Below are 22560 nucleotides of genomic sequence, written 5' to 3'. Positions count from 1 at the left end.
ACGTATGTCGTCGAACGCCATGGAAACCATGCTCCGCGAGAGCCTGTGGGCACAGACCCTGACGGCCGAAGAGCTCGACCGCGTGATCCGCGAGTCGCACGAGCGCGAGGTGCCGGCCGGCGGTTTCGCGCTGCGCCGCGGCGAACCCGCCGATCTCTGGATCGGCATCATCGAAGGTCTGGTGAAGATGTCGGTCTCGCTGGCCGACGGCCGCGTTTCCACGTTCACCGGCGTGACCACCGGCGGCTGGGCCGGCGAAGGTTCGCTGCTCAAGCCCGGCCCGTGGCGCTACGACGGCGTGGCCATGCGGCCGACCCGCCTGGCCTGCGTGCCGCGCCACACCTTCGAGCGGCTGCTCTCGACGAACATCGAATTCAACCGGTTCCTGCTGTCGCACATCAACGCGCGCCTGAGCCTGTTCATCGGCCTCATGGAGTTCGACAGATTGCTCGGCCCCGATGCGCGTGTCGCGCGCTGCCTCGCCAGCCTGTTCGACCCGGTGCTCTATCCGCAGACCAGCAGCTTCGTGCGACTGAGCCAGGACGAGATCGGCCTCTTGTCCGCCGTCTCACGCCAGCGCGCGAACCGGGCGCTACACGAGCTCGAACGCGCAGGGCTGCTGCGCGTGGAGCATGGCGGTGTCGAGGTGCTCGATCTCGCCGGGCTGCGTGGCTATCTCGGCGAGACCGAATCGGTGGCGACGGCGTACGCGCGCCGATAGGCCGGGCAAGACTGGCCGCAGACCCGCGCGCTCGAGGTTCAGGCGAACCCGCCGCAAAGCTGGCCGGCATTCTGGTGCACGCGCCGCACCAAGCGCGTGCCTCATGACGGCAGCCAATGTGATTGGCTTGACCTCGAAAAGAGCAGCGCTTCATCTCTCTTCACCTCGACAGCGTCGCTCGTAGGTGATTTCCCTCGTCACCTGGCCCAGTGCTTGCATAAGCACCCTAGATAGTTGAATACTTCAACTATTGAATATTTCTTTCATCCGGCCATGCACGCACCACTCGAACTGAAAACCGACTACATCAACGTCCTGCTCGACCTGGCCTCCGAGCGAACAAGGGATCGTGGTTCCCGCGTGTACGAGATCGAAGTCGGCCTCTCGATCCGAGATGTGCGGCTGCTTCGCATGATCGGCGGCGCACCCGGCATCACGATGGGCCAGCTGGTGCAGACCTGCGCCATCGAGAAAACGCTGGTCTCCAAGCTCGTGGGCTCGCTGGTGCAGCGCGAGCTGGTGCAGCGCCAGATCGGCAGCGAAGACGCGCGTCAGATCCACCTGTGCCTCACGCCTTCCGGCATCGATCTCGTGCTGCAGGCCGAGCCCATCGGGCGGGAAATGGAAGCCCGCTTTCTCGATTGCCTCACCGTGGCCGAAGTCGCCGCCCTGCACCGCATCCTGAACAAGATCATCGATGCGGAAGCGGGTTCGCGCGACGTCTTCGAATTTCTGCTGACCCAACTGCGCGAAAGCAAGGCTGCGGATTCCTCTTCACCACCTCCCTCTGGCACCTCCCGAAAGAAATAAGGCTTCATGGCTATTCCACTCTCGCTGCGCCGCGCGTTCGCGGCCGCCCTGCCGGCATTGGCGCTCTCGTTTTCGGCCGCGGCCTCTGCGGAGACCGTGCTGCGCACCGTGCCTTCGTCGGACCTGAAGATCCTCGACCCGATCTGGACCACCGCCAACATCACGCGCAACCACGGGCTCATGATCTACGACACGCTTTTCGGCATGGACGAAAAGGGCGCGATCAAGCCGCAAATGGTGGACAAATACACCGCAAGCCCAGACAACAAGGTCTGGACCTTCACCCTGCGCCCGGGCCTGAAGTTTCACGACGGCGCACCCGTCACCTCGCAGGACGTGATCGCCTCGCTCGCCCGCTGGGCCAAGCGCGACACGCTCGGCCAGAAGATGTACGAGGCGATGGACAGCATCACCGCGGAAGGCCCCAATGGCTTTCGCATGACCTTCAAGCAGCCCTTCGGCGTGGTGCTCGATGCGCTGGGCAAGCCCAATCCGCTGGTGCCATTCATCATGCCCAGGCGCGTGGCGGAAACGCCCGCCGACAAGCAGATCGAAGAGATGATCGGCTCCGGCCCGTTCACCCTCGCCAAGGCGGACTTTCGCCCCGGCGACCGCGTGATCTACCGCAAGAACACCGCGTACGTGCCACGCAAGGAAGCGCCCTCGGGCCTCGTGGGCGGCAAGGTGGTGAAACTGGACCGCGTCGAATGGGTGCTGCTGCGCGACCCGCAGACGCAGGTCAACGCCCTGCTCAACGGCGAGGTCGACATGCTCGAGACCGTGCCCTCCTCCGGCTACACCGACATGCGCACCAACCAGAAGATCGAGCTGGTGGACGTGATGCCCGCGGGCCCGTTCACCGTGATCTACAACCACAAGGTCGCGCCCTTCAACAACCCGAAGGCGCGGAAGGCCGCCATGCTCGCCATCAACCAGGAAGCGATGCTGCGCGCCCAGGCCACCTTCCGCGACTTCTACAAGCCCTGCACTTCGATCTACCTGTGCGGCTCGGTCTATGCGAGCGACAAGACGGGCTTCTTCACCGGCAAGCCGCAGTTCGAGGAAGCCCGCAAGCTGCTCAAGGAATCGGGCTACGACGGCAAGCCTGTCGTCATCCTGCTGCCAGGCGATGCGCCGGCGTTGAACAAGCTGCCCGCCATCTACGGGCAACTGCTCAAGCAGGTGGGCTTCAACGTCGACGTGCAGACCACCGACTGGGCCACGCTCGTGACGCGCCGCACCAAGAAGGACTCGCCGGAAAGCGGCGGCTGGAATGCCTTCATCACCTTCTGGGGCGGCGTGGATGCCAGCAGCCCCATCACCTACAGCCCGCTGACCGGCAACGGCGACCAGGGCTACTTCGGCTGGCCCGTCGATCCCGAGCTGGAAAAGCTGAAGACGCGATTCATCGAAACCGCCGACTTCGCGCAGCGCAAGGACATCGCGACACAGATCCAGCTTCGCGTGCTCGAAGGCGGTGTGATTGCGCCGCTGGGCGAAGGCAAGGCGCCCACCGCCGTGCGCCGCGGTGTGGTGAGCGGCCTGCTGCCCTCGCCCGCCGTCCTGTACTGGAACGTGCGCAAGAACTAGGCACCGCCCTTTCTTTCTCTCTCTCTGTCATCGAGGCGTTTGACCGGTTGCACCCGTTGCAGCCGGTCGGGGAATTCCTCTGCCCGCGCCAGCCGATCCATCGCTCGAACGAGACCTTCTCACATGCTCAACTTCCTGTTGCGGCGCGGCCTGGCCACGGCGCCCGTGCTCCTGATCGTGGCCGTCATCGTCTTTCTTTTGCTGCGCATGACGCCCGGCGATCCGGCGGCAGCCATCGCGGGCGATGGCGCCACCGTGCATGACATCGAGCGCATCCGCGCGCAGCTCGGCCTGGACGCGCCGGTCGTCAGCCAGTTCTTCGGCTGGCTGGGCCACGTGCTGCGTGGGGACCTGGGCTATTCCTATTTCTACAAGATGACCGTGACCGAGCTGATCGGCCAACGGCTGGAGCCCACGCTGTCGGTGGCCGCCGTGACCGTTGTGCTCACCGTGCTCATCGCCGTGCCGCTGGGCGTGCTGGCGGCTTCACAGCGCGGCGGCCGGCTCGACCGTTTCATCATGAGCGCGTCGGTCCTGGGCTTTTCGGTGCCGGTGTTCGTCGCGGGCTACCTGATGATCTGGCTGTTCTCGATGCAGCTGGGCTGGCTGCCGTCGCAGGGCTACAACCGCATCGGCGAAGGCGTCGGCCCGTGGCTGCGCAACCTGGTGCTGCCCTGCGTCACGCTGGCCGTGATGTATGCGGCGCTGATCGCGCGGGTCACGCGCGCGGCGGTTTCCGAAGCGCTGACCGAAGACTACGTGCGCACCGCGCGCGCCAAGGGCATCTCCGAGCGGCGCATGCTGATTCGCCACGCGCTCGCGAATGCAGCCGTGCCGATCGCCACCATCATCGGCCTGAGCGTGGCCGGGCTCATCGGGGGCGTGGTGGTGACCGAAACCATCTACGCCATCCCCGGCCTCGGCCAACTGACGGTGGACGCGGTGCTATCGCGCGACTACCCGCTCATCCAGGGCATCACCCTCTTCTTCTCGCTCGTCTACGTGGTCGTGAACCTGCTGGTGGACCTCAGCTACCTGCTGCTCGATCCGCGCATCCGCTACTGACGCACGCGCCCCTCTTTCTTTCGGAGACCCTTTTCATGACTTCGATTTCCTTGCCGGCGGATACGGTGGAGACGGCGGCGGCCGCGCCGCACCGCCGCAAACCCTCCCTCCTACGCCGTGTCTTCGCAAACGCCGCCGTGCGCATGGGCAGCGTGCTCCTGTGCTTCATGGTGGTGCTGGCGGTCGCGGCGCCATGGCTCTACACCATCGACCCCAACGCGATGGACCCGGCCAACTCGCACCTGTCGCCGGGCGCGCATGCCGAATTCACGACGCTGGCCGGCGACAGCTTCCAGCGCTTCTTCCCGATGGGCACCGACAGCATGGGCCGCGACATCTGGAGCCGCACGGCCTATGGCGCGCGCATTTCGTTGTCGGTGGGCGTGGCGGTCGCACTGGGCTCGATCGCGCTCGGGATGCTGGTGGGCATGGTCGCCGGCTACTTTCGCCGGCTCGACGGAACGATCATGCGAGTGATGGACGGAGTGATGGCGATCCCCGGCATCCTCTTCGCCATCGTGCTCGTCGCGGTCTGGCGGCCCAGCCTGTGGACGGTGATCCTCGCCATCGTCGTTCCCGAGACACCGCGCGTGGCGCGGCTGGTGCGCTCGGTCGTGCTGTCGGTTCGCGAGGAGCCGTATGTCGAGGCGGCCATCGCGCTGGACACGCCCGCCTGGAAGCTGATGCTGCGCCACATCCTTCCCAACACGGTGGCGCCGCTGATCGTGCAGGGCACCTTCGTCTGCGCGGCCGCCATGCTGGCGGAAGCGGTGATGTCGTTCCTCGGCATCGGCCTGCCTTCCGACGTGCCGACCTGGGGAAACATCATGTCGGAGGGCCGCGCGTATTTCACGTCGCACCCGTCGACCGTGCTGCTGCCCGGCGTCTTTCTCGCGGCCACGGTGCTGGCGGTGAACATGCTGGGCGACGGCCTGCGCGATGCGCTCGATCCCAAGTTCAACAAGCGCGGGAGCTGACCATGGCACGCACGCTTCTTTCCACTCCCCGGCCTGCCGCCGGATCGCCCTGCCTTGTCGTGCGCGACCTGTGCATCGACCTGCCCGAAGGCGCGGACCGGCCGCATGCCGTACACGGTGTTTCCTTCGACGTGATGCCCGGCCAGGTCGTGTGCCTGCTGGGCGAATCGGGCTCCGGCAAATCAGTGATCGCCCAGGCCGTGATGGGACTTCTGCCCGATGCGCTCAAGCCTTCGGGCGGACGCATCGAGGTGCTGGGCGAGAACGTTCTTGTGGCCGACGCCGCACGCCTGCGCGCATGGCGCGGTGCCCGCATGGCCATGGTGTTCCAGGAGCCCATGACGGCGCTGAACCCGGTGATGCGCTGCGGCGCGCAGGTCGACGAGATGCTGGCCGAGCACACAGCGCTCGGCGCCGCGGAGCGCAGGCAGAAGGTGCTGGCCATCTTCGCGCGCGTCAAGCTGCCGGAGCCCGAACGCATCTACGACGCCTACCCGCATCAGCTCTCCGGCGGACAGCGGCAGCGCATCGTGATTGCCATAGCGCTCATCCTGCGCCCCGCGCTGCTGATCTGCGACGAGCCGACCACCGCGCTGGACGTGACCACGCAGGCCGAGATCCTGTCGCTCATCCGCGAGATGCAGCAGGAGAACGGCACGGCGGTGCTGTTCATCACGCACGACTTCGGCGTGGTCGCGGACATCGCGGACCATGTCGTGGTGCTGCAGCTCGGCCGCCAGGTCGAAAGCGGACCGAAGGACGACGTGCTGCGCCGGCCGAAAGAGCCGTACACGCGCATGCTGCTCGACGCCGTGCCGCGCATCGAACCCGCCTCGCGCCCTCCCGTCGCGGACGCACCGCCGCTGCTCGACGCACGTGGTGTGACCAAGACCTACCGCTCCGGCTCGTGGCCCGGCAAGCGCCGCACGGTGCATGCGGCGACCGATGTGTCACTCCAGCTGCACGCCGGCGAAACCGTGGGCATCGTGGGCGAGTCGGGCTCGGGCAAGTCCACCGTGGCGCGCTGCATCGCGCGGCTGATCGAGCCGACGGGCGGCGAGGTCTGGGTGCCCCACCTCGAAGCGCAGCACGCGCCGCGCGCACGACTCTCGGCGTTCCGGCGCATGGTGCAGGTCGTGTTCCAGGACCCCAACCGCTCGCTGAATCCGCGTCGCACGGTCGGCCAATCGATCATCGAAGGGCCGGTGAATTTCGGGCTCTCTCCCGAGAAGGCCTGGAAGCGTGCCGAAGAACTGATGGACCTCGTGCGGCTGAAGCCCGAGGTGCTGCACCGCTATCCGAGCGAGTTCTCCGGCGGCCAGCGGCAGCGCCTGTGCATCGCACGCGCACTGGCCTGCGAGCCCCAGGTGCTGATCGCCGACGAAGCTGTTTCGGCGCTCGACGTTTCCGTGCAGGACCAGATCCTCAAGCTGCTCGCGGAGATCCAGCAGCGCCTGTCCATCGGCATCCTCTTCATCACGCACGACCTGCGCGTGGCCAGCCAGATCTGCGACCGCCTCATCGTCATGCACAAAGGCCGCATCGTCGAACAAGGCACCGCGCGCGCCGTGCTTCTGTCGCCGCGCGAGGCCTACACCCGCTCCCTGTTGGCCGCGGCCCCTGGTCAGGGCTACGCATTCGGCCAGGGTTGATGCGCGCGCATCGGCCCCTGGCCCCGATCAACAACATTCCCGACCCGCAAACAGAAACAACATCATGGACACACCCCTGTACGCCCTCAGCGCCATTCAACTGCTCGAGCGCTATCGCGCCCGCACCCTCTCTCCCGTCGACGTGACGCAGGCCGTGCTGGCGCGCATCGAGCGCTGGGAGCCGAGCATCCACGCCACCTACGCGCTGGATGCCGACGCGGCCCTCGCCTCGGCGAAGGCTTCCGAAGCACGATGGACCCAGGGCACGCCGCAGGGCGAGCTCGACGGCGTGCCGGTCACGCTCAAGGAAAACATCGCCACGCGCGGCACGCCATCGCCGATCGGCAGCGCCGCCACGGTGCTGTCGCCGGCCGCGGCGGATGCGCCTGCGGCTGCGCGCCTGCGCGAAGCGGGCGCGGTCATCGTCACCAAGACGACGATGCCGGACTTCGGCTTTCTCGGTGCGGCCCCGTCGAGCTTTCATGCGCTCACGCGCAACCCCTGGGACCTCAGCAAGAACACCGGCGGCTCCAGCTCCGGCGCGGGCGCGGCCGCAGCAGCGGGCTACGGCCCCTTGCACCTGGGCACCGACATCGGCGGCTCGGTGCGCATTCCCGCCAATTTCTGCGGCGTGTTCGGACTCAAGCCCAGCCATGGACGGATTCCGGTCGACCCGCCGGCAGCCGCACGCGTGATCGGCCCGATGACGCGCACCGTCGCCGACGCCGCGCTGCTGATGAAGGTGGTCTCGCGCCCCGACCCGCGCGACTACATGAGCCTGCCGGCGCAAGACATCGCGTGGGAGCACCTCGGCCGCGACGTGCGGGGCCTGCGCATCGGCCTGTGGACCGACACCGCGGGTGGCTGGCCGATCGACCCCGAGGTGAAGGAAGCCGTGCTCGCCGCGGCGCGCCTCTTCGAGCAGGCCGGTGCCATCGTGGAGCCGCTCGCCGACTGGACCACGCTGGAGATGCGCATGGGCATGGCGCACTTCTTCACCATGCGCTGCCGCGTCGATCTGGCCGCGATGCCGGTGGAACGCGCCAAGCTGGCAGCGGACTACATCCATGCGGCGGGCGAGTTCGCAGGCTCGCTCTCGCCCGAGGAAACCTTCCGAGCCTTCATGCGGATGCAGGCGCTGCGCGCGGCGACCGTCGCCGCCACGCAGCCGTACGACTACGTGCTGTCGCCCGTGTCGCCGGTGCTGCCCTTCGCAGCAGAGGCCATCAACAGCGGTCCGGAGAATCCGCTGAAGGACTCGCACTTCACCTCGGTGTTCAACCAGTCGGAGCAGCCCGCGGCATCGATCAACTGCGGCTACGCCGCAAGCGGCCTGCCCATCGGCCTGCAGATCGCCGGGCGCCGGTTCGACGACTTGGGGGTGCTGCAGATGGCTGCGTTCTACGAGTCCGTGCGGGGGGCACAGGCGCCGTGGCCAGAGCCCGTGTGATGGGCTGAGGCATTGCCCTGCGGCGTAGACGCACAAACAGCGAAGGCCCGGGCAGCCGACGCAGCCACCGAGCGGCATCCCGCCGCTTTCGAAGCCCCTAGACTCGGACGCATGAGCCGTCCGAGTCCCCGCAAAGCCCTCCTCTACGCCTTCGTCCTCGGCCTTGGCGCTCTCTTCATCTGGTATTTCAAGCTCCTGGCCCTCGGCTATTACTGGCTGAGCACCACGCTGGGCGCATCGCAATGGGCGGGCAACTCGCTGTGGCTGCCGGGCTACCGGGTAGCGGTCGAGGGAATGCCGATCCAGGGCCTGACCCGCAACGCCTCGGGCCTGACCTTCAACACCGAAACCGGCACCCTCTTCACGGTCATCAACCGCCCGCCGCAGATCGCGGAGCTCACCACCGAAGGCCGGCTGCTGCGCGTCGTCGCGCTCGACGGCGTCAAGGACCCCGAGGGCATCACCTACGTGCAGGGCGACAGCTATGTGATCTCGGACGAGGACAGCCACCGCATCTACTGGGTGCAGATCGGCCGCGATACGCAGCGGGTGTCGGTGGCCGGCCGGCCGAGCCTGGGCATCGGCATCGACAAGCTGCACAACAGCAGCTTCGAAGGCGTGTCCTGGGACAGCGTGCACAAGCGCCTGTACGTGGTCCGCGAGAAGCTGCCGATGCGCGTGCTGATGATCACCGGGCTGGACCCGGCTACGCCCTCCGCGGGCTTCAACATCGACATCAGCGAATGGAAATCCTCGCGCGCGGCCTCGCTGTTCATGAGCGATCTTTCGTCGGTCACGGTGCATGACGAGACCGGGCATCTGCTGCTCCTGAGCGACGAGTCGGCGCTGATCGTGGAATACGCGGCGGACGGGCGCCCGGTCAGCATGCTGCCGCTGTGGCGCGGATTCAACGGCCTGCAGCGCAAGGTGCCGCAGCCCGAGGGCGTCGCGGTGGGGCCGGACGGCAAGCTCTACCTGCTGTCCGAGCCCAATCTGTTCTACCGCTTCGAGCGCGTGTCCGCGACGGCGCCTTCGCCTTCGCCTTCGCCAAAATAGAAAGACTGGGTGTCGGCGCGCGCTGCCGCAGAGCCAACGCATTGCCGCTCAAGACCCCAATGCCGGTATCGCGCACGATCGCATGCTCATCGCCGCTGCGAGCGCGTGGGCCAGCATGGCGGCGAGCGCCGCTCGGCCAGGCTCGGCCAGCCCAGCAAGCCCAGGCACAGCCAGGGTGCGCCCACGGCGACGGCAACCGCGGCGGACACCAGCCACGGACAGGCGGGTCCCATGGCGATCCACAGGAACAGGAAGAGCGTCAGTTCCTCCATGCAGTGACCCATGCCCCCTGGAGGGCGTCGCCGTGCGACTTCATGGCAAGGCACGGCGCGGTGCACGGCGTGCGCAGAAAAAGGCGGTAGTTGCCGGCGTCGCCTGCGACTTGCAGGCATGGCAATACACCCTGGGGCAGTTGCCCGAGAGCCGAATGCGGTACTGCAATGAACAGCGCCTGCTCCGGCCGCTTGTCCGCAACCCGCCGCGGATCGGCAATCTGCAGTGCGCGCCCACCTGAATAGAACGCAGCGGAGAACATGCGCTCCTGCACGAACGCCAGCGGCGTTTCCGGCCGCAGCTGGGCGCGGTACAGCTGCACCACGGCCTTGGCCGATTTGGCTTCGGCACGGCCGCCTGCGGTGAGATCGAACAACCATCCCGCAAACAGCACCGTGGCGACGAGCGTTCCTGCAAACAGCAGCCGGCGCGCACCGCCGTCGTCGCGATCGCTCAACCAGAGCGCGGCCAACAAGACCAATGGCGGCAGGCCTGGAAGCACATAGGTCCAGAGGATGTTGCCGGACGCCGTGAAGATCACGCCCGGCGCGAGACCGCAGGCCAGCAGATAGAAGACGATCGACCGCCGCGCATCCGCGTCCGCGCCGTCTGCCGGCGGACTTGTCCTCCCGCGCCGCGCACGCCAGATGGCAAGCGGCACCAGGATGCTCCAGGGAAGAAAGGCGCCGACCAGGAAGAGCCAGATGGTGCCGCGGGGAAAGGCATGCGCCGAACCGTAGCGGTCGCCCTGCCATCCCGAAACGACGAACCGGCTCCAGTGCTCGCCGATGAAGAAGTAGTCCAGGAAACCGGGCGTGCGCGTTTCGGCGAGCACATACCAGGGCGCGGCAAGCGCCAGCAGCAGCACGCCGTTTCGCATCCACGGCACGGCCTGCCACACCCTTTGCAGCTGCCCGGTCCACAGCGCCCAGGCGCCGGCAGGCAGCAGGATCAGCGCGCATCCCACAGGTCCCTTCGCCAGGAGAGTGATCCAGAGTCCGGCGATGAACAGCCATGCCTCGCGCTCGCGGTGCCCGGCCGGCCCTTGCAGCGCCAACCAGAAACTGCGCATCGACAGCACCGTGCCCAGGCACAGCGCCATGTCTGTGGTCACGGCGCCGGAGACCGTCCAGAACAGGACCGTGGTGCCGAGCAAGGGCAGCACATAGGCGGGCCGCCGCATCCCGGCGCGCCGCGCCCAGTCGTACGTGAGTCCGGCAATCGCAACGGCCATGAGAAAGTGAGGCAGCCGCGCGGCGAACTCGTTGATACCGAAGATCCGCATGCTCCCCGCGGACAGCCAGAAAGCCAGCGGCGGCTTGCCCCAGAACGGCATGCCGTCGGTGAACCACGGCGTGATCCAGTCCCCGCGCTCGGCCATCTTTCGCGCGATCTCGCCATAGCGTCCCTCGGTGGTGTCCATCAGCGGATAGCCCGCCAGCGACACCAGGCGCAGCGCAACGAAAAAGACGAGGACGCAGGTGGTCGCCGTGCCCAGCGCCTGCCGGGTGTCGGTCAGAAAACGCGACATCAGCGAACCGCGCCCGATCTGGATTTCGACAGCGGCGCCGCCGCCATCGCCGGCTCATGCCACCAGGATTCGCCCAGGCGCACGCTCCGCCTCATGTTCACCACGTCGGCACCGCCGCGCCATGCAGCGACCATGTCGGGAAGGAACTCGGGAGGGTCCTGCAGATCGGCGTCGATGACCACCACCGCCTCGCCGGTTGCGAGTTTCAGTCCTGCGCTCATTGCCGCTTCCTTGCCGAAGTTCCGGGTGAGGCGCGCATAGGAGATTCCGGAGTGGCTGCGCTGCAGGCGCTTGAGCAGATGGATGGTCTGGTCGGTACTTCCATCGTCGACGTAGATGATTTCGTACGTCACGCCAAGGCCCGCCAGCACGGCGGCCAGGCGCCGCAGGCATTCGACCAGCACCGCCTCCTCGTTGAACACCGGAACCACGACGCTGAGCGTCACCGCGGGGGCAGGACGCGGGGTCGGCCTCCCCCGCTGAGCCCACACGGCGCTTGTTGACGGCCCCCCCACCGTGCGGCCAGGCGAATAGAACCGATCAGCGCGCGCGCGATAAGGGGAACTTGAGCCGACAGAATGAAGCATTGAAATCGCACCAGGGCAACAGGATTTCTGCATCCTCCGTCTGTCAGACTTTCCGGCGACTTACCGGCCCTGCCCCGCCCGTTGCAAAGCTACGGGCGCGCTTGTGCCCCCGAACGGGCCAGCACAAACCTCATGCCCGGTTCGGCGTCCTCAGCGGACAGCGTCCATCCATGCGCCTGCGCGATTTCCTGGCAGATGGCGAGACCCAGGCCGGCACCATGGTCGCGCCGATGGGCGCCGCGCCAGAAGCGCGTGAACATCTTCGCGCGCTGTTCTGGATCGGCGCCCGGTCCCCAGTCCCGAACCGCCATGGCCTCGGCGCCCACCTCGACCGCGACCTCGGTGCCTCGCGGTGCGTGCTGGATCGCGTTCTCCATGAGGTTCTTCAGCACCGTGAAGAGCGCACCCCGGTCGGCGGTCCAGTGAACCGCCTTGCTGTGCAACCGGACTGAAAGATGCACATCCGCCGCGTGGGCCATGCGCTCCAGGTAGGCGACGCTCTCTTCGGCAACCTCCCGCACATCGACTTGCGCGAAGCTGTAGTTCTCGACCTCGCTGGCCTCGGCCAGGTGCAGCAGTTGCTGCACCTGCCGCGCCATGTGTTCGACATCTTTCAGCAACGCGCCGCGGCCAGCGCCCGGCTCGCTCAGTTCGATTTGCGCGCGGATCAATGCGAGCGGCGTCTTCAATTCATGCGCCGCCGTCGCAAGAAACTCCTGCTGAATGCGAAACCCGTACTCCAGCCGCTCGAGCACGCGATTGAAGCTCTCCACCAGCGGCACGATCTCGGACGGAACGCCAGCGGCCTGCAGCCGGGCATGGATGGACCTCGGGGCAATCGCCGCTGCGGAAGCCGCCACGTTTCGCAGCGGCTTGAGCGTGTAGCCGAGAACCAGGTATGCGCACGCACCGAACACGATGAGCAGGACGAGGCTGAACACGCCGATCCCGGCGGCCACGAACGGCAGCACGAAATGCCGATGCACGAGATCTCCAAACCGTGTGCTCGCGGCGAACTGCAGGAACCACGTCCGGCCGGCGTGTTCCACCGGCACGGTGGCGCCGTGTATCGGCATCCCGCTGTGCTCGAACCTGAAATAACCGCGTTCGGCCGGCCATGCCGCGCCCCCCCAGAACGCTTCGACCGAAGCGGACGACATCACGGCCTTGCCGGAAGCATCGAGGACGCGGTAGGCCACCTCTTGCCGGAGGCTCTCGTACATCCAGTCCGCACCGCTTTCGCGCGCATCGAATCCGACGGGTGTTCCCGTGTCGTCGAACTGCAATGCGCCCGCGAGCTCTTCCGCGCGTCCCACCAGATCGGCAACGAACAGCAGATCGCTGCGCACCGTCAGCACTGTGATGGCGATCGATGCGATCAACACGATGCTCAGCACCACGCCGAGCACGAACGCCAGCAGGATCTTCAGGCTCAGGCTATGCAGCCACGCCGGCTTCGCGAAGCGCATAGCCCAACCCTCTCACGTTGACGACCCGCTGGCGCGAGCCGATGGCGAGGAGTTTCCGGCGAAGCCGGTGCAGTGCCACGTCGAGCGCATTCGGCGTGACGGCTTCGCCCAATCCCCACGCAGCCGCTTCCAGCGCGGCGCGGCGCACCGTCTCGCCGTCGTTGTGCATCAGGAGAAGCAGGATCTGCATCTCCGCGGGTGCCAGCGAGATGCGCTCCTCACCGCAGCAGACGCTTCCATCGGCGGGTTTCAGCTGGAGATCGCCGAGCGCGGGATCGAGCGGCCGGCACACCATCGGGCGGCGCAGCAGTGCCCGCACGCGGGCCACCATTTCGTCCATCGCGAATGGCTTGGCGAGGTAGTCGTCGGCGCCGGACTCGAGCCCCTCCACCCGGTCGCGCAAGGCATCGCGCGCCGTCAACACGAGGCACGGCACGCCGACGCCACGCGCACGCAGGCGTTGCAGCAGGGCGAGCCCGTCGCCATCGGGCAGTCCCCGGTCGAGCACCAGCGCACCGTAGGGCTCCTGCTGCAGGGCTGCCCATGCGTCGTCGCCGCGATGAACGACGTCGGCTGCAATGCCTGCCGCTTCGAGCCCGCCGCATGTGAGCCGGGCCAGCCGTTCATGGTCCTCGACCAGGAGAATGCGATTCATCGACAGTGAAGCGGAAAGCTCGGGAGCGCACGCCGACGCTCATGTCGCGTTGACAAGCAAGGGATGGCGCGGCGGCAGAAATCGGTCGGTATCGGCTCAGCTGCCATTCATGCGCTGGAACAGCGCCTCGCCATGCTGGCGCGTACCGACCGCCTGGCCGATCAGCACTTCGTCGCGGTCTTCGTCCAGTAGCTTCAGCGCTTCGGCCGCAAACGCATCCGGGCTCATCATTCCGGCGCTCTTCGTGCCGTCGCTGCGCGTGTCGCCGCCCAGAGCGGTGTCGACGATGGGCGGAGCCAGTTCCACGACCTTGATCGCGGTGTGGCGAAGTTGATGCCGCAAGCTGAGCGTGAACGAATGGAGCGCGGCCTTGGTGGCGCAGTACACGGGCACATCGGCGATCGGCGCGAAAGCCAGGCCCGACGTGACGTTGACGATGACAGCGCGCGCTTGCCTCCGCAACTGCGGCAGGAGCTCGCCGATGAGCTGCACCGGCGCGGTGAAATTGATCGCGACTTCCTGCTCCAGGCCGTCCAGCGCGTGATCGCCGGTGAAGCTGCGGCGCGATTGAACGCCGGCGTTGTTGAAGACGACGCTCAGGTCCGGATGCTCGGCAGCGATCCACTCGACCAGCGCCCTTCTGCTCTCGGCGTTGGTGACATCGCAGACTCGCGTGATCAGCGCCGGCTCGATCGCCTGCGCGCGGGCCAGTGCCTCTTCGCCCCGGCCGCAGACGATGACGCGATTGCCGCGCGCAAGCAGTCCTTGCGCAAGCGCGAATCCGATGCCGCTGGAGCCTCCGGTAACGAGGATCGTGCTGTCCCGCAATGTCATGCTCTGGTCCTTTGAAAACGGGCACCGGTCCATCGCACTCGATGGCTCTCGGCGCCGTCCTGATAGGATTGAATGATGCCAACATGACATCATGTTGTCAATAAAGCTTGATAGAGACGTATGGCAAAAACGAAGCGAACCCCCGCCGGAGAAGCAATGAGCGGCTTGATGCTCGAGCTGTTCAGGCTCAACAGCCGCCTGCTGACGGCCGGCGACCGGCTGGTCGCGCCGCTCGGGCTCACGAGCGCCCGCTGGCAGATCCTCGGCACCATCTTCAAGGGCGAACACCCGCAGCCGGTGGCCTGGCTTGCCCGCAACCTGGGCGCCAATCGGCAGAACGTGCAACGGATAGTCAACGACCTCGAGAAAGAAAATCTCGTCGCGTTCGAGGCCAATCCTCACCACCGGCGGGCGCAACTGGTCGTCCTGACCGAGAGAGGAAAACAGGTCTACACCGATGCCATGGCCTTGCAGGCGCCGTGGATCAACAGCCTGTCGGACGGGATTGCCGTGGACGACATCAAGACGATGCAAACGATCATGGCGTCGCTGCGGCAGAAGCTGGAGCAAGACACGGAAGAAGACGAGGCGAGCTGACCGCTGTCAACGGCCAGCCTGCGCGGTGCTCTTTCAGACCTGAACCGGCAACCGGTCCAGGAACTTGTCCAGCGTGATCGGGTAGTCGCGCACGCGCACCCCCGTCGCGTTGTAGACCGCGTTGGCGATGGCAGCCGCCACGCCGCACAGGCCCAGTTCGCCGACGCCCTTGGCCTTCATCGGCGACATCGTGTCGTCCACCTCGTCGATGAAGATCACGTCCTGCTGCGGGATGTCCGCATGCACGGGCACCTCGTAGGCAGCGAGGTCGTGGTTGATGAAGCAGCCGGCGCGCGGGTCCACCACCAGTTCTTCCATCAACGCCGCACCCGCGCCCATCACCATTGCGCCGATGACCTGGCTGCGGGCCAGTTTCGGGTTCAGGATGCGGCCCGCCGCGCACACGGCCAGCATCCGCCGAAGCCGGATCTCGCCGGTGAAGGCGTGAACGCCCAGTTCCACGAAGTGCGCGCCGAAGGTCTGGTGGGCGTATTGCTTCGACAGGTCGCCGTAGGTCATCTCGTCCTCGGCCACGAGTTCGCCTTGCGCGGCAGCGTCCTTGAGCGGCACGCGGCGTTCGCCGGACTGCACGTGCCCATCGACGAACTCGATGCCGGTGGCAGTGAAGCCGAGTTTCTGCGCCACCGTCTCGCGCAGCTTCACGCACGCCGCGTACACGCCGGACGTCGCCGACGCAGCGCCCCACTGGCCGCCGGAGCCAGGTGACTCCGGAAGACGGCTGTCGCCGAGCCGCACGACGACTTGATCGAGGCGAACGCCCATCATCTCTGCCGCGGTCTGCGCAATGATGGTGTAGCTGCCCGTGCCGAGATCGGTCATGTCGGTTTCCACCGTGACGACGCCCTGACCGTCGAGCCGCACCCGCGCGGCGGACTTCGCAATCGGCGCACCGCGGATCGCAGCCGCCGCGCCCATGCCGACCAGCCACTGTCCGTCGCGCACCACGCCGGTTTTCGATTGCCGCTGGCGCCAACCGAAGCGCTCGGCGCCCACGCGCAGGCATTCGACCAGTTGTCGTTTGGAGAACGGCCGCCGCGGCTCTTCCGGCGCGAACTGCGTGTCGTTGAGGATGCGGAACTCGATGGGGTCGATGCCCAGCTTCTCGGCCATCTCGTCCATCGCGATCTCCAGCGTCATCATGCCGGGCGCCTCCCCGGGCGCACGCATGGCGTTGCCTTCGCCGAGGTCGAGCACGGCAAGGCGCAGCCGCGTCATGCGGTTCGCGCCTGCATAGAGCCAGCGCGTGGAGGCCGTGGCCGCCTCGGTGCGGCCGCCGCGCAGGTTGCCGGACCAGCTCTCGTGCCCGATGGCGGTGATCTTGCCGTCGCGCCCCGCGCCGATGCGGATGCGCTGGATCGTGGCGGGCCGGTGCGTCGTGCTGTTGAACATCAGCGGCCGTGTCAGCGCGACTTTCACCGGTCGTCCCACGGCGCGAGCGGCCAACGCCGCGGCCACGGTATCGGCCAGCACGGTGCCCTTGCCGCCGAATCCGCCGCCGATGTAGGGCGCCAGCAAGCGGATGTTTTCCTTGGGAATGCCGAGGATCAGGCCGAGATCGCGTGCGCCCCAGTTGAGCTGCTGGATCGGACACCACACGGTCAGCCGGTCGCCTTGCCACACCGCGATGCTGGCGTGCGGCTCCATCATCGCGTGCGACTGGTCGGGCGTGGTGTAGGTCTCGTCCAGGGTGACGGGGGCGGCGGCAAAGGCGCCCGCAAAGTCGCCGATGCCGCTTTGCGGCGGCGGTCCGAACGCAGCGGCCCTGGGTGTGACCGCGATGTCCTTGGCCACGGCCAGATCGAAGGCGCCGTGCGCCCGCACATAACGCACGTCCAGCAGCGATGCAGCCGCGCGCGCCTGCTCGAAGGTCTCGGCGACGACCACGGCCACAGCCTGCCCGTAGTGATCCACGCCCGGCCCCGCCAACGCGCGATCGACATAGAACGCACCGACGCCAAGCTTGCCGGCATTGCGTGCCGTCACGATCGCGAGGACGCCCGGCGCCGCCCGGGCACGCGACTCATCGATGCTGGAGATCCGCCCCTTGCCAATCGCTGCGCCCAGCACGAAGCCGTAGGCGGGCTTGCCGCCGATGTCGCGGTTCTCGTAGGCGTAGGTCGCGGTGCCGGTGGTTTTGAGCGGCCCGTCGATGCGGGTGACCGGTTGGCCCACGACCTTGAGCCGGTCGATTGGATTGCTGCCCGCAGGTTTGTCGAAATGCATGTTCCTATCCTCTTGGCTGCGCCAGCACGGCAGCGATGGCGCGGGTGGCCAGCGGCAGTTTGAAAGCGTTTTCTTCGGTCGGCCTGGCGTCCGCCAGCAGGTGCTCGGACACGGCGCGCGCACCGCGCGGCAATGCGGCATCGGCCGCTTCGACGCGCCACGGCCTGGGCGCCACACCGCCCAGCGCCACGCGCCCCGTGCCATCGCTTTGAACGATCGCCGCCACCGACACCAGCGCGAACGCATACGAGGCCCGGTCGCGCACCTTGTGATAGACCTGCGTCCCGCCGACCGGTTGGGGCAGCGTCACCGCCGTGATCAGCTCGGCCGGCTCCAGCACGGTTTCCACATGCGGCGTGACGCCGGGCAAGCGATGAAAGTCGGCAATCGGAATGGTGCGAGTCCGGCCATCGGGCCGTACGGTCTCGACCGCCGCATCGAGCACCCGCATCGCGACCGCCATGTCGCTCGGATGCGTGGCAATGCATGCGTCGCTGACACCGAGCAGGCCCAGCGACCGGCTCGCGCCGCCGATGGCCGAACAGCCGCTGCCCGGCATGCGCTTGTTGCAGGGCTGGTTCGTGTCATAGAAGTACGGGCAGCGGGTCCGCTGCAGCAGATTGCCGGCCGTCGTGGCGCGGTTGCGCAACTGCCCCGAGGCGCCGGCCAGCAGCGCGCGCGACAGCACGGCGTAGCCCTTCCGCACGCGCAGGTCGGCCGCCAGATCGGTGTTGCGAACCAGGGCACCGATGCGCAGGCCGCCTTCGGGTGTTGGCTCGATCTTGTCCAACGCCAAGCCATTGACATCGATGAGGTGCGCGGGCGTCTCGATCTGCAGCTTCATCAGGTCCAGCAGATTGGTGCCCCCGGCAATGAAGCGCGTCTCCGGACGCTGCGCCGCCAGTGCGGTGGCCTCGACCACGCTGTTCGCGCGCTGGTAACTGAAGAGCTTCATGCGCCCTCCCCGACTTCGGTGATGGCTTCGAGAATGTTGGCGTAGGCGCCGCAGCGGCAGATGTTGCCGCTCATTCGCTCGCGCAGCTCCTGCGCGCTCAGCAAGGGCACCGATGCGAGGTCGGCCGTGGCGTGGCTGGGGACGCCCCGCTTGATCTCGTCCAGCACAGCGACTGCCGAGCAGATCTGCCCGGGCGTGCAATAGCCGCATTGGTAGCCGTCGTGCTTCACGAAAGCTGCCTGCATCGGGTGCAGATGCCCGGGCCTGCCGAGCCCCTCCACCGTCGTGACGCTCGCGCCTTCGTGCATCACGGCGAGCGTCAGGCAGGAATTCACACGGCGGCCGTCCACGATGACGGTGCAGGCGCCGCACTGGCCGTGGTCGCAGCCCTTCTTCGTGCCGTTCAGCGCGAGGTGCTCGCGCAGCATGTCGAGCAAGGTGGTGCGCGGGTCCAGCTGAAGGTTGCGCAGTTCGCCGTTCACGTTCATCTGCACCCTGTGCAGCGCGGCTGGCTGCATGGCGGAAGCCGGCGCCGAACTCGCAGCAGCGCTCGGCTGGGCCGGTATCTGCGTCGAGACGCCAGCGCCTACGCCCATGAGGAAAAGGTCGCGTCGATTGATGGTGACATCGCGAGGTTCGGCCATGTGTGGACTCCTTCCAATCGCTTCAGCCCGCGGGCTGCGTCGCCAGATGCCGCGCCAGCGCCTCGCGCGCACGGCGGGCGCTGTCGGCATCCACGCGATCGCCCAGCACCTGCCCGAGTTGCTGCATCTGCCGCGCCGACAGGCCGACGTTCATGCTGATGCGGATGTGCGCCTGCAGTTGCGACTCGACGCCCGCGAGCGCGGCCAGCATGCTGACCGTGGCGACCTCGCGGCTCTGCCAGTCGAGGTTGTCTCGCTCGAAGATGTCGCCGAACAGATGCGTGCGAAGGTATTCGTTCGCCACGGGCGCGAAGTCGAACAGCGGCCCCTGCACCGGCGCGCCCGACAGCTTGGTCTGGTTGGCGGTTCCCGCGGCCAGCAGGGCATCGCCCTTCGGAATCGGGCGGCTGGGTGCGCGGCCCGGCGCATCCTTCACGCCGCGCTGCTTGCGCGCCTCCACGACCTTCATCAGTTCCCCCAGCGCATTGAGGCTGCGCGGAAAACCTGCGTAGGCGTAGAGCTGCACCAGCACTTCCTTGGCATCGCTGACGGCGAGGCCGGCGTCCAGCCCCTGGTTCAGCGCAGTGTTCAGTTTGGCGATGTCGCCGGCGGCTGCGAATGCCGCGATCGGCACGATGGCCTGCTGTGCGGCCGACAAGGTGTCGGCGTTGGATGTCGTTGTCATGTGGGTCGGTTCCTGGTTCTGGGATGCATGGCCGACGGAAGCCGTCAGCCCGAGAGCAGTGATGGCGGGCCATGGCTGCCGCGGTGCGGCGCCTAACGTGCGTGGTATTGCTCATCGCCCACCTTCTCCATCCACTCGACGTTCTTGCCGTCCACGGTGCCGGTCACGGCCAGGTGGCTCATCGCGGTGGTCGGTGCCGCGCCGTGCCAGTGCTTGACGCCGGGCGGGCACCAGACGGTGTCGCCCGCGCGGATTTCCTGGATCGGCTTGCCCCATTCCTGCGTCAGCCCCACGCCAGACATCACCACCAGCCGCTGGCCCGCGGGATGCGTATGCCAGGCCGAGCGCGCGCCGGGCTCGAAGGTCACCATGCCGCCCGAGGCGTTGATCTGCGCATTGGCAGGCCACACCGGATCGACCCGGACGCGGCCTGTGAAGTACTCGGCGGGACCGGCCGCCGAAGGCTGGCTCCCCGCGCGGGCGATCTGCTGCGCGGCGGCGGTTTGCGGTTCGGCGCCGCCGGCCTGGAGCGATGCGGCGCACAGCGCGGCGTAGCACAAGGGTGATTTCATGGGGTGTCCTTTCTGCTGGCTGGATGTGGGTTGCAGCGGCGTCGGATCGCGCGTCGGTCGGGTGCGCCGGCAGGCGGCGGCCGCATCGCGCAACGCCATGGCCCACGGTCGTTGTTGACTGAGATCAAGCGTAGGCGCGCATGCCCGCGATGACTAGCCACGCCGGCCCGCATGCACTTATCGACCTGCCGCATGAATCCCGCGCCGTCCTCCTACGTCGCACCGGCGGATCGATTGATGAATGGCAGCGATAGATGCATGCGGCCGCGAAGGTCTGGTCGCGCGGCCGGCGCATGCCTAGACTTGGCCTGTGAAAACCAACGCTACGAGACACGCATGCCACGCGACGATTTCAACGACCTGCTCGCATTTCTCTCGGTGGCGCGCGAGCGCAGCTTCACGCGTGCGGCCGCCAGGCTCGGCGTGTCGCCATCGTCGCTGAGCCACAAGGTGCGCGGGCTGGAAAGCCGCATGGGCGTGCGACTGCTGACCCGCACCACGCGCAGCGTGACGCCGACCGAAGCCGGCGAGCGGCTGATGGCGACCGTCGCGCCGCAGTTCGATGCCATCGAGACCGAACTGGAGTCCCTCGCCGAATTTCGCGACAAGCCCGCCGGCACCGTGCGCATCACCGCGGTCGACACGGTGGCGGACCTGTTCATCTGGCCGCGGCTCGCGCCGCTCCTGCATCAGTACCCCGACATCAAGCTGGAGATCGACACCAGCTACCGCATGGTCGACATCGTCGAGGAGCGCTACGACATCGGCGTGCGCACCGGCGAAGCCATCGACCGCGACATGGTGTCGGTGCGCCTCACGCCGGACTTCCGGCGCCTGATCGTCGGCGCGCCCGCCTACTTCGAAAACCACCCTGAACCGCGCACGCCGCAAGACCTTCTGCAGCACAACTGCATCACCCTGCGGCTCGCCACGCGCGGCGGCCTCTTTGCGTGGCCGCTGATGCGTGAGGGACAAGCCGAGCGCGTGCAGGTGCAGGGACAGCTCACCTTCAACGGCACCTACCAGATCCTGCAGGCGGCGCTGGACGGCTGCGGCCTCGCGTTCTCGCCGGAGTACTTGGCCGGACCGCATGTGCAGGCCGGTCGCCTGCGCTGCGTGATGGAAGACTGGTTTCCGACCTCGCCCGGCTTCTTCATGTATTACCCGAGCCGGCGCCAGAAGACGCAGGCGGTGGCGATGGTCATCGACGCGCTGCGCCTGGGAGATGCGCCGGGTTGAACTGCTGTGGGGTGCGCAGTGCGTCGATGACCAGCGCCAGCGTGCGTGTCGACTGACGCCGGCTCGGGTAGTAGGCATGCAGGCCCGGGAACATAGGGGCCCAGTCCTGCAGCACAGCCTGCAGGCGCCCTGCTGCCAAGTGAGGCTCGACCAGGTCTTGCGGAACGAAGGCCAGCCCGCAGCCGCTGAGCGCCGCATTCAACATCTGGTAGACGCTGTGGAAGGTGGCCTGCCCGCTCACGTTCACGTGCAGCTCGCGCGCGCCGTTTTTCAGTTCCCACGCGTACAGGCTGCCGCTGGACGCCAGGCGCAGCGTGATGCAGTTGTGCGCGAGCAATTCTTGCGGCGTGGCCGGCGCGCCATGCGCGGCCAGGTAATCGGGCGCGCCGACGATCAGCATCCGCTGGTCGGGCATGAGGCGCACGGCGACCATGTCCTTGGCGACCTGGTCACCCCAGCGCACACCGATGTCGAAGCCCTCGGCCACGATGTCGACCATGCGGTAGTCCGTGCTGATCTCGATCTTGAAATCGGGGTACTCGGCAATCAGCGGCCGCAGCCGCGGCCACAACAGGGTGTCCACCACATGGTCGATGGCCGTGATGCGGATGGTGCCGGCCGACTTGGCGCCGAGCTCGCTCACGGCGGCCACCTCGGATTCGATGTCCTGCAGCCGCGGCGCCACCGTCTGCAGCAGGCGCTCGCCGGCCTCGGTGGGCGCCACGCTGCGCGTCGTGCGCGTCAGCAGGCGCACGCCCAGGCGGGTTTCGAGGGCACGGATCGTGTGGCTCAGCGACGACTGCGACACGCCCAGCTTGGAGGCCGCGCGCGTGAAGCTGCGCTCGCGGGCCACCGCCATGAAAGCCAACAAGTCACTGATCGAGTCACGCGCCATTTGATCGCCAGGTTCGGTGATGCGGCATTCTGTCACCGGCCCGCTGTTGCACTACCCGC

General features: G+C 67.4%; 22 protein-coding genes. 10 read left to right on the top strand and 12 right to left on the bottom strand.

Translation table 11 applies throughout. The features are described from left to right. The first annotated feature begins 4 nt into the window (after positions 1-4). From QF040_RS04285 to QF040_RS04250, 8 genes are all read left to right on the top strand, one after another. Positions 5-721 (top strand): Crp/Fnr family transcriptional regulator, encoded by a 717-nt coding sequence (locus QF040_RS04285; protein ID WP_306876842.1) that lies wholly within the window; start codon positions 5-7, stop codon positions 719-721. Positions 722-994: 273 nt separating this feature from the next. Further along, positions 995-1531: a MarR family winged helix-turn-helix transcriptional regulator gene (locus QF040_RS04280; protein ID WP_429609979.1), complete on the top strand. Its 537-nt coding sequence runs from the start codon at positions 995-997 to the stop codon at positions 1529-1531. 6 nt (positions 1532-1537) lie between these two features. After that, complete coding sequence (locus tag QF040_RS04275; protein ID WP_429609978.1) at positions 1538-3121, top strand: ABC transporter substrate-binding protein; 1584 nt, start codon at positions 1538-1540, stop codon at positions 3119-3121. Between the two features lie 123 nt (positions 3122-3244). Continuing rightward, positions 3245-4186, top strand: a complete 942-nt coding sequence (locus QF040_RS04270; protein ID WP_429609977.1) for an ABC transporter permease — start codon at positions 3245-3247, stop codon at positions 4184-4186. A gap of 35 nt (positions 4187-4221) precedes the next feature. Continuing rightward, on the top strand, positions 4222-5163 hold the full coding sequence (locus QF040_RS04265; protein WP_429609976.1) for an ABC transporter permease: 942 nt from the start codon (positions 4222-4224) through the stop codon (positions 5161-5163). 2 nt (positions 5164-5165) lie between these two features. After that, positions 5166-6815, top strand: a complete 1650-nt coding sequence (locus QF040_RS04260; RefSeq protein ID WP_429609975.1) for a dipeptide ABC transporter ATP-binding protein — start codon at positions 5166-5168, stop codon at positions 6813-6815. A 64-nt stretch (positions 6816-6879) separates the two neighbouring features. Then, entirely contained in the window at positions 6880-8265 is a 1386-nt protein-coding gene (locus tag QF040_RS04255) for an amidase (RefSeq protein ID WP_429609974.1), read from the top strand. A gap of 111 nt (positions 8266-8376) precedes the next feature. Further along, complete coding sequence (locus tag QF040_RS04250; RefSeq protein WP_429609973.1) at positions 8377-9321, top strand: SdiA-regulated domain-containing protein; 945 nt, start codon at positions 8377-8379, stop codon at positions 9319-9321. Positions 9322-9407: 86 nt separating this feature from the next. Here the strand turns inward: QF040_RS04250 and QF040_RS04245 are convergent, their stop codons facing one another. The 6 genes from QF040_RS04245 to QF040_RS04220 form a co-directional block, all read right to left on the bottom strand. Next, entirely contained in the window at positions 9408-9593 is a 186-nt protein-coding gene (locus tag QF040_RS04245; protein WP_429609972.1) for a hypothetical protein, read from the bottom strand. After that, positions 9581-11125, bottom strand: a complete 1545-nt coding sequence (locus tag QF040_RS04240) for an ArnT family glycosyltransferase (protein WP_429609971.1) — start codon at positions 11123-11125, stop codon at positions 9581-9583. Before QF040_RS04240 ends, QF040_RS04245 begins: the two co-directional genes overlap by 13 nt. Next, positions 11125-11571, bottom strand: coding sequence for a glycosyltransferase family 2 protein (locus tag QF040_RS04235; protein ID WP_429609970.1), 447 nt, complete (start codon positions 11569-11571; stop codon positions 11125-11127). Before QF040_RS04235 ends, QF040_RS04240 begins: the two co-directional genes overlap by 1 nt. 230 nt (positions 11572-11801) lie before the next feature. Then, positions 11802-13181 (bottom strand): sensor histidine kinase, encoded by a 1380-nt coding sequence (locus tag QF040_RS04230; protein ID WP_429609969.1) that lies wholly within the window; start codon positions 13179-13181, stop codon positions 11802-11804. Next, complete coding sequence (locus QF040_RS04225) at positions 13150-13836, bottom strand: response regulator transcription factor (RefSeq protein WP_429609968.1); 687 nt, start codon at positions 13834-13836, stop codon at positions 13150-13152. The genes QF040_RS04230 and QF040_RS04225 overlap by 32 nt, the downstream gene beginning before the upstream one ends. Before the next feature lie 96 nt (positions 13837-13932). Continuing rightward, on the bottom strand, positions 13933-14670 hold the full coding sequence (locus QF040_RS04220) for an SDR family oxidoreductase (RefSeq protein ID WP_429609967.1): 738 nt from the start codon (positions 14668-14670) through the stop codon (positions 13933-13935). 156 nt (positions 14671-14826) lie between these two features. On the opposite strand from QF040_RS04220, the gene QF040_RS04215 reads away from it, so the two are divergent. Beyond that, positions 14827-15267 carry a MarR family winged helix-turn-helix transcriptional regulator gene (locus tag QF040_RS04215; RefSeq protein WP_429609966.1) on the top strand — a complete coding sequence of 147 codons (441 nt, stop codon included), beginning with the start codon at positions 14827-14829 and terminating at the stop codon, positions 15265-15267. Between the two features lie 33 nt (positions 15268-15300). Here the strand turns inward: QF040_RS04215 and paoC are convergent, their stop codons facing one another. From paoC to QF040_RS04190, 5 genes are all read right to left on the bottom strand, one after another. Next, positions 15301-17511: an aldehyde oxidoreductase molybdenum-binding subunit PaoC gene (gene paoC / locus QF040_RS04210; protein WP_429609965.1), complete on the bottom strand. Its 2211-nt coding sequence runs from the start codon at positions 17509-17511 to the stop codon at positions 15301-15303. A gap of 4 nt (positions 17512-17515) precedes the next feature. Next, a complete protein-coding gene (locus QF040_RS04205) occupies positions 17516-18466 on the bottom strand; it encodes an FAD binding domain-containing protein (RefSeq protein ID WP_429609964.1) in 951 nt (316 codons plus the stop codon). Next, on the bottom strand, positions 18463-19110 hold the full coding sequence (paoA, locus tag QF040_RS04200) for an aldehyde dehydrogenase iron-sulfur subunit PaoA (RefSeq protein ID WP_429609963.1): 648 nt from the start codon (positions 19108-19110) through the stop codon (positions 18463-18465). Before paoA ends, QF040_RS04205 begins: the two co-directional genes overlap by 4 nt. A 22-nt stretch (positions 19111-19132) precedes the next feature. Further along, the gene (locus QF040_RS04195) at positions 19133-19795 is read right to left on the bottom strand and encodes a carboxymuconolactone decarboxylase family protein (RefSeq protein WP_429609962.1); all 663 of its coding nucleotides are present in this window, start codon (positions 19793-19795) and stop codon (positions 19133-19135) included. 92 nt (positions 19796-19887) lie between these two features. Further along, the gene (locus tag QF040_RS04190; RefSeq protein WP_307685160.1) at positions 19888-20367 is read right to left on the bottom strand and encodes a (R)-mandelonitrile lyase; all 480 of its coding nucleotides are present in this window, start codon (positions 20365-20367) and stop codon (positions 19888-19890) included. A 336-nt stretch (positions 20368-20703) separates the two neighbouring features. Between QF040_RS04190 and QF040_RS04185 the strand changes: the two genes are divergently transcribed. Further along, positions 20704-21606 carry a LysR family transcriptional regulator gene (locus QF040_RS04185; protein ID WP_429609961.1) on the top strand — a complete coding sequence of 301 codons (903 nt, stop codon included), beginning with the start codon at positions 20704-20706 and terminating at the stop codon, positions 21604-21606. Here QF040_RS04185 and QF040_RS04180 read toward each other — a convergent pair. After that, a complete protein-coding gene (locus tag QF040_RS04180; RefSeq protein ID WP_429609960.1) occupies positions 21569-22501 on the bottom strand; it encodes a LysR family transcriptional regulator in 933 nt (310 codons plus the stop codon). The genes QF040_RS04185 and QF040_RS04180 overlap by 38 nt on opposite strands. Positions 22502-22560: the final 59 nt, after the last annotated feature.

This window comes from Variovorax sp. W2I14, assembly GCF_050435205.1.
Lineage (GTDB): Bacteria > Pseudomonadota > Gammaproteobacteria > Burkholderiales > Burkholderiaceae_C > Variovorax > Variovorax paradoxus_C.
The sequence above is the reverse complement of the archived record's forward strand: the minus strand, read 5'-3'. Positions and strand labels throughout refer to the sequence as shown.

Bases quoted from the DNA above. Each gene is read 5' to 3' on its own strand.
- QF040_RS04285 (WP_306876842.1), top strand. From the start codon at position 5: ATGTCGTCGAACGCCATGGAAACCATGCTCCGCGAGAGCCTGTGGGCA.
- QF040_RS04280 (WP_429609979.1), top strand. From the start codon at position 995: ATGCACGCACCACTCGAACTGAAAACCGACTACATCAACGTCCTGCTC.
- QF040_RS04275 (WP_429609978.1), top strand. From the start codon at position 1,538: ATGGCTATTCCACTCTCGCTGCGCCGCGCGTTCGCGGCCGCCCTGCCG.
- QF040_RS04270 (WP_429609977.1), top strand. From the start codon at position 3,245: ATGCTCAACTTCCTGTTGCGGCGCGGCCTGGCCACGGCGCCCGTGCTC.
- QF040_RS04265 (WP_429609976.1), top strand. From the start codon at position 4,222: ATGACTTCGATTTCCTTGCCGGCGGATACGGTGGAGACGGCGGCGGCC.
- QF040_RS04260 (WP_429609975.1), top strand. From the start codon at position 5,166: ATGGCACGCACGCTTCTTTCCACTCCCCGGCCTGCCGCCGGATCGCCC.
- QF040_RS04255 (WP_429609974.1), top strand. From the start codon at position 6,880: ATGGACACACCCCTGTACGCCCTCAGCGCCATTCAACTGCTCGAGCGC.
- QF040_RS04250 (WP_429609973.1), top strand. From the start codon at position 8,377: ATGAGCCGTCCGAGTCCCCGCAAAGCCCTCCTCTACGCCTTCGTCCTC.
- QF040_RS04245 (WP_429609972.1), bottom strand. From the start codon at position 9,593: ATGGAGGAACTGACGCTCTTCCTGTTCCTGTGGATCGCCATGGGACCC.
- QF040_RS04240 (WP_429609971.1), bottom strand. From the start codon at position 11,125: ATGTCGCGTTTTCTGACCGACACCCGGCAGGCGCTGGGCACGGCGACC.
- QF040_RS04230 (WP_429609969.1), bottom strand. From the start codon at position 13,181: ATGCGCTTCGCGAAGCCGGCGTGGCTGCATAGCCTGAGCCTGAAGATC.
- QF040_RS04225 (WP_429609968.1), bottom strand. From the start codon at position 13,836: ATGAATCGCATTCTCCTGGTCGAGGACCATGAACGGCTGGCCCGGCTC.
- QF040_RS04220 (WP_429609967.1), bottom strand. From the start codon at position 14,670: ATGACATTGCGGGACAGCACGATCCTCGTTACCGGAGGCTCCAGCGGC.
- QF040_RS04215 (WP_429609966.1), top strand. From the start codon at position 14,827: ATGAGCGGCTTGATGCTCGAGCTGTTCAGGCTCAACAGCCGCCTGCTG.
- paoC (WP_429609965.1), bottom strand. From the start codon at position 17,511: ATGCATTTCGACAAACCTGCGGGCAGCAATCCAATCGACCGGCTCAAG.
- QF040_RS04205 (WP_429609964.1), bottom strand. From the start codon at position 18,466: ATGAAGCTCTTCAGTTACCAGCGCGCGAACAGCGTGGTCGAGGCCACC.
- paoA (WP_429609963.1), bottom strand. From the start codon at position 19,110: ATGGCCGAACCTCGCGATGTCACCATCAATCGACGCGACCTTTTCCTC.
- QF040_RS04195 (WP_429609962.1), bottom strand. From the start codon at position 19,795: ATGACAACGACATCCAACGCCGACACCTTGTCGGCCGCACAGCAGGCC.
- QF040_RS04190 (WP_307685160.1), bottom strand. From the start codon at position 20,367: ATGAAATCACCCTTGTGCTACGCCGCGCTGTGCGCCGCATCGCTCCAG.
- QF040_RS04185 (WP_429609961.1), top strand. From the start codon at position 20,704: ATGCCACGCGACGATTTCAACGACCTGCTCGCATTTCTCTCGGTGGCG.
- QF040_RS04180 (WP_429609960.1), bottom strand. From the start codon at position 22,501: ATGGCGCGTGACTCGATCAGTGACTTGTTGGCTTTCATGGCGGTGGCC.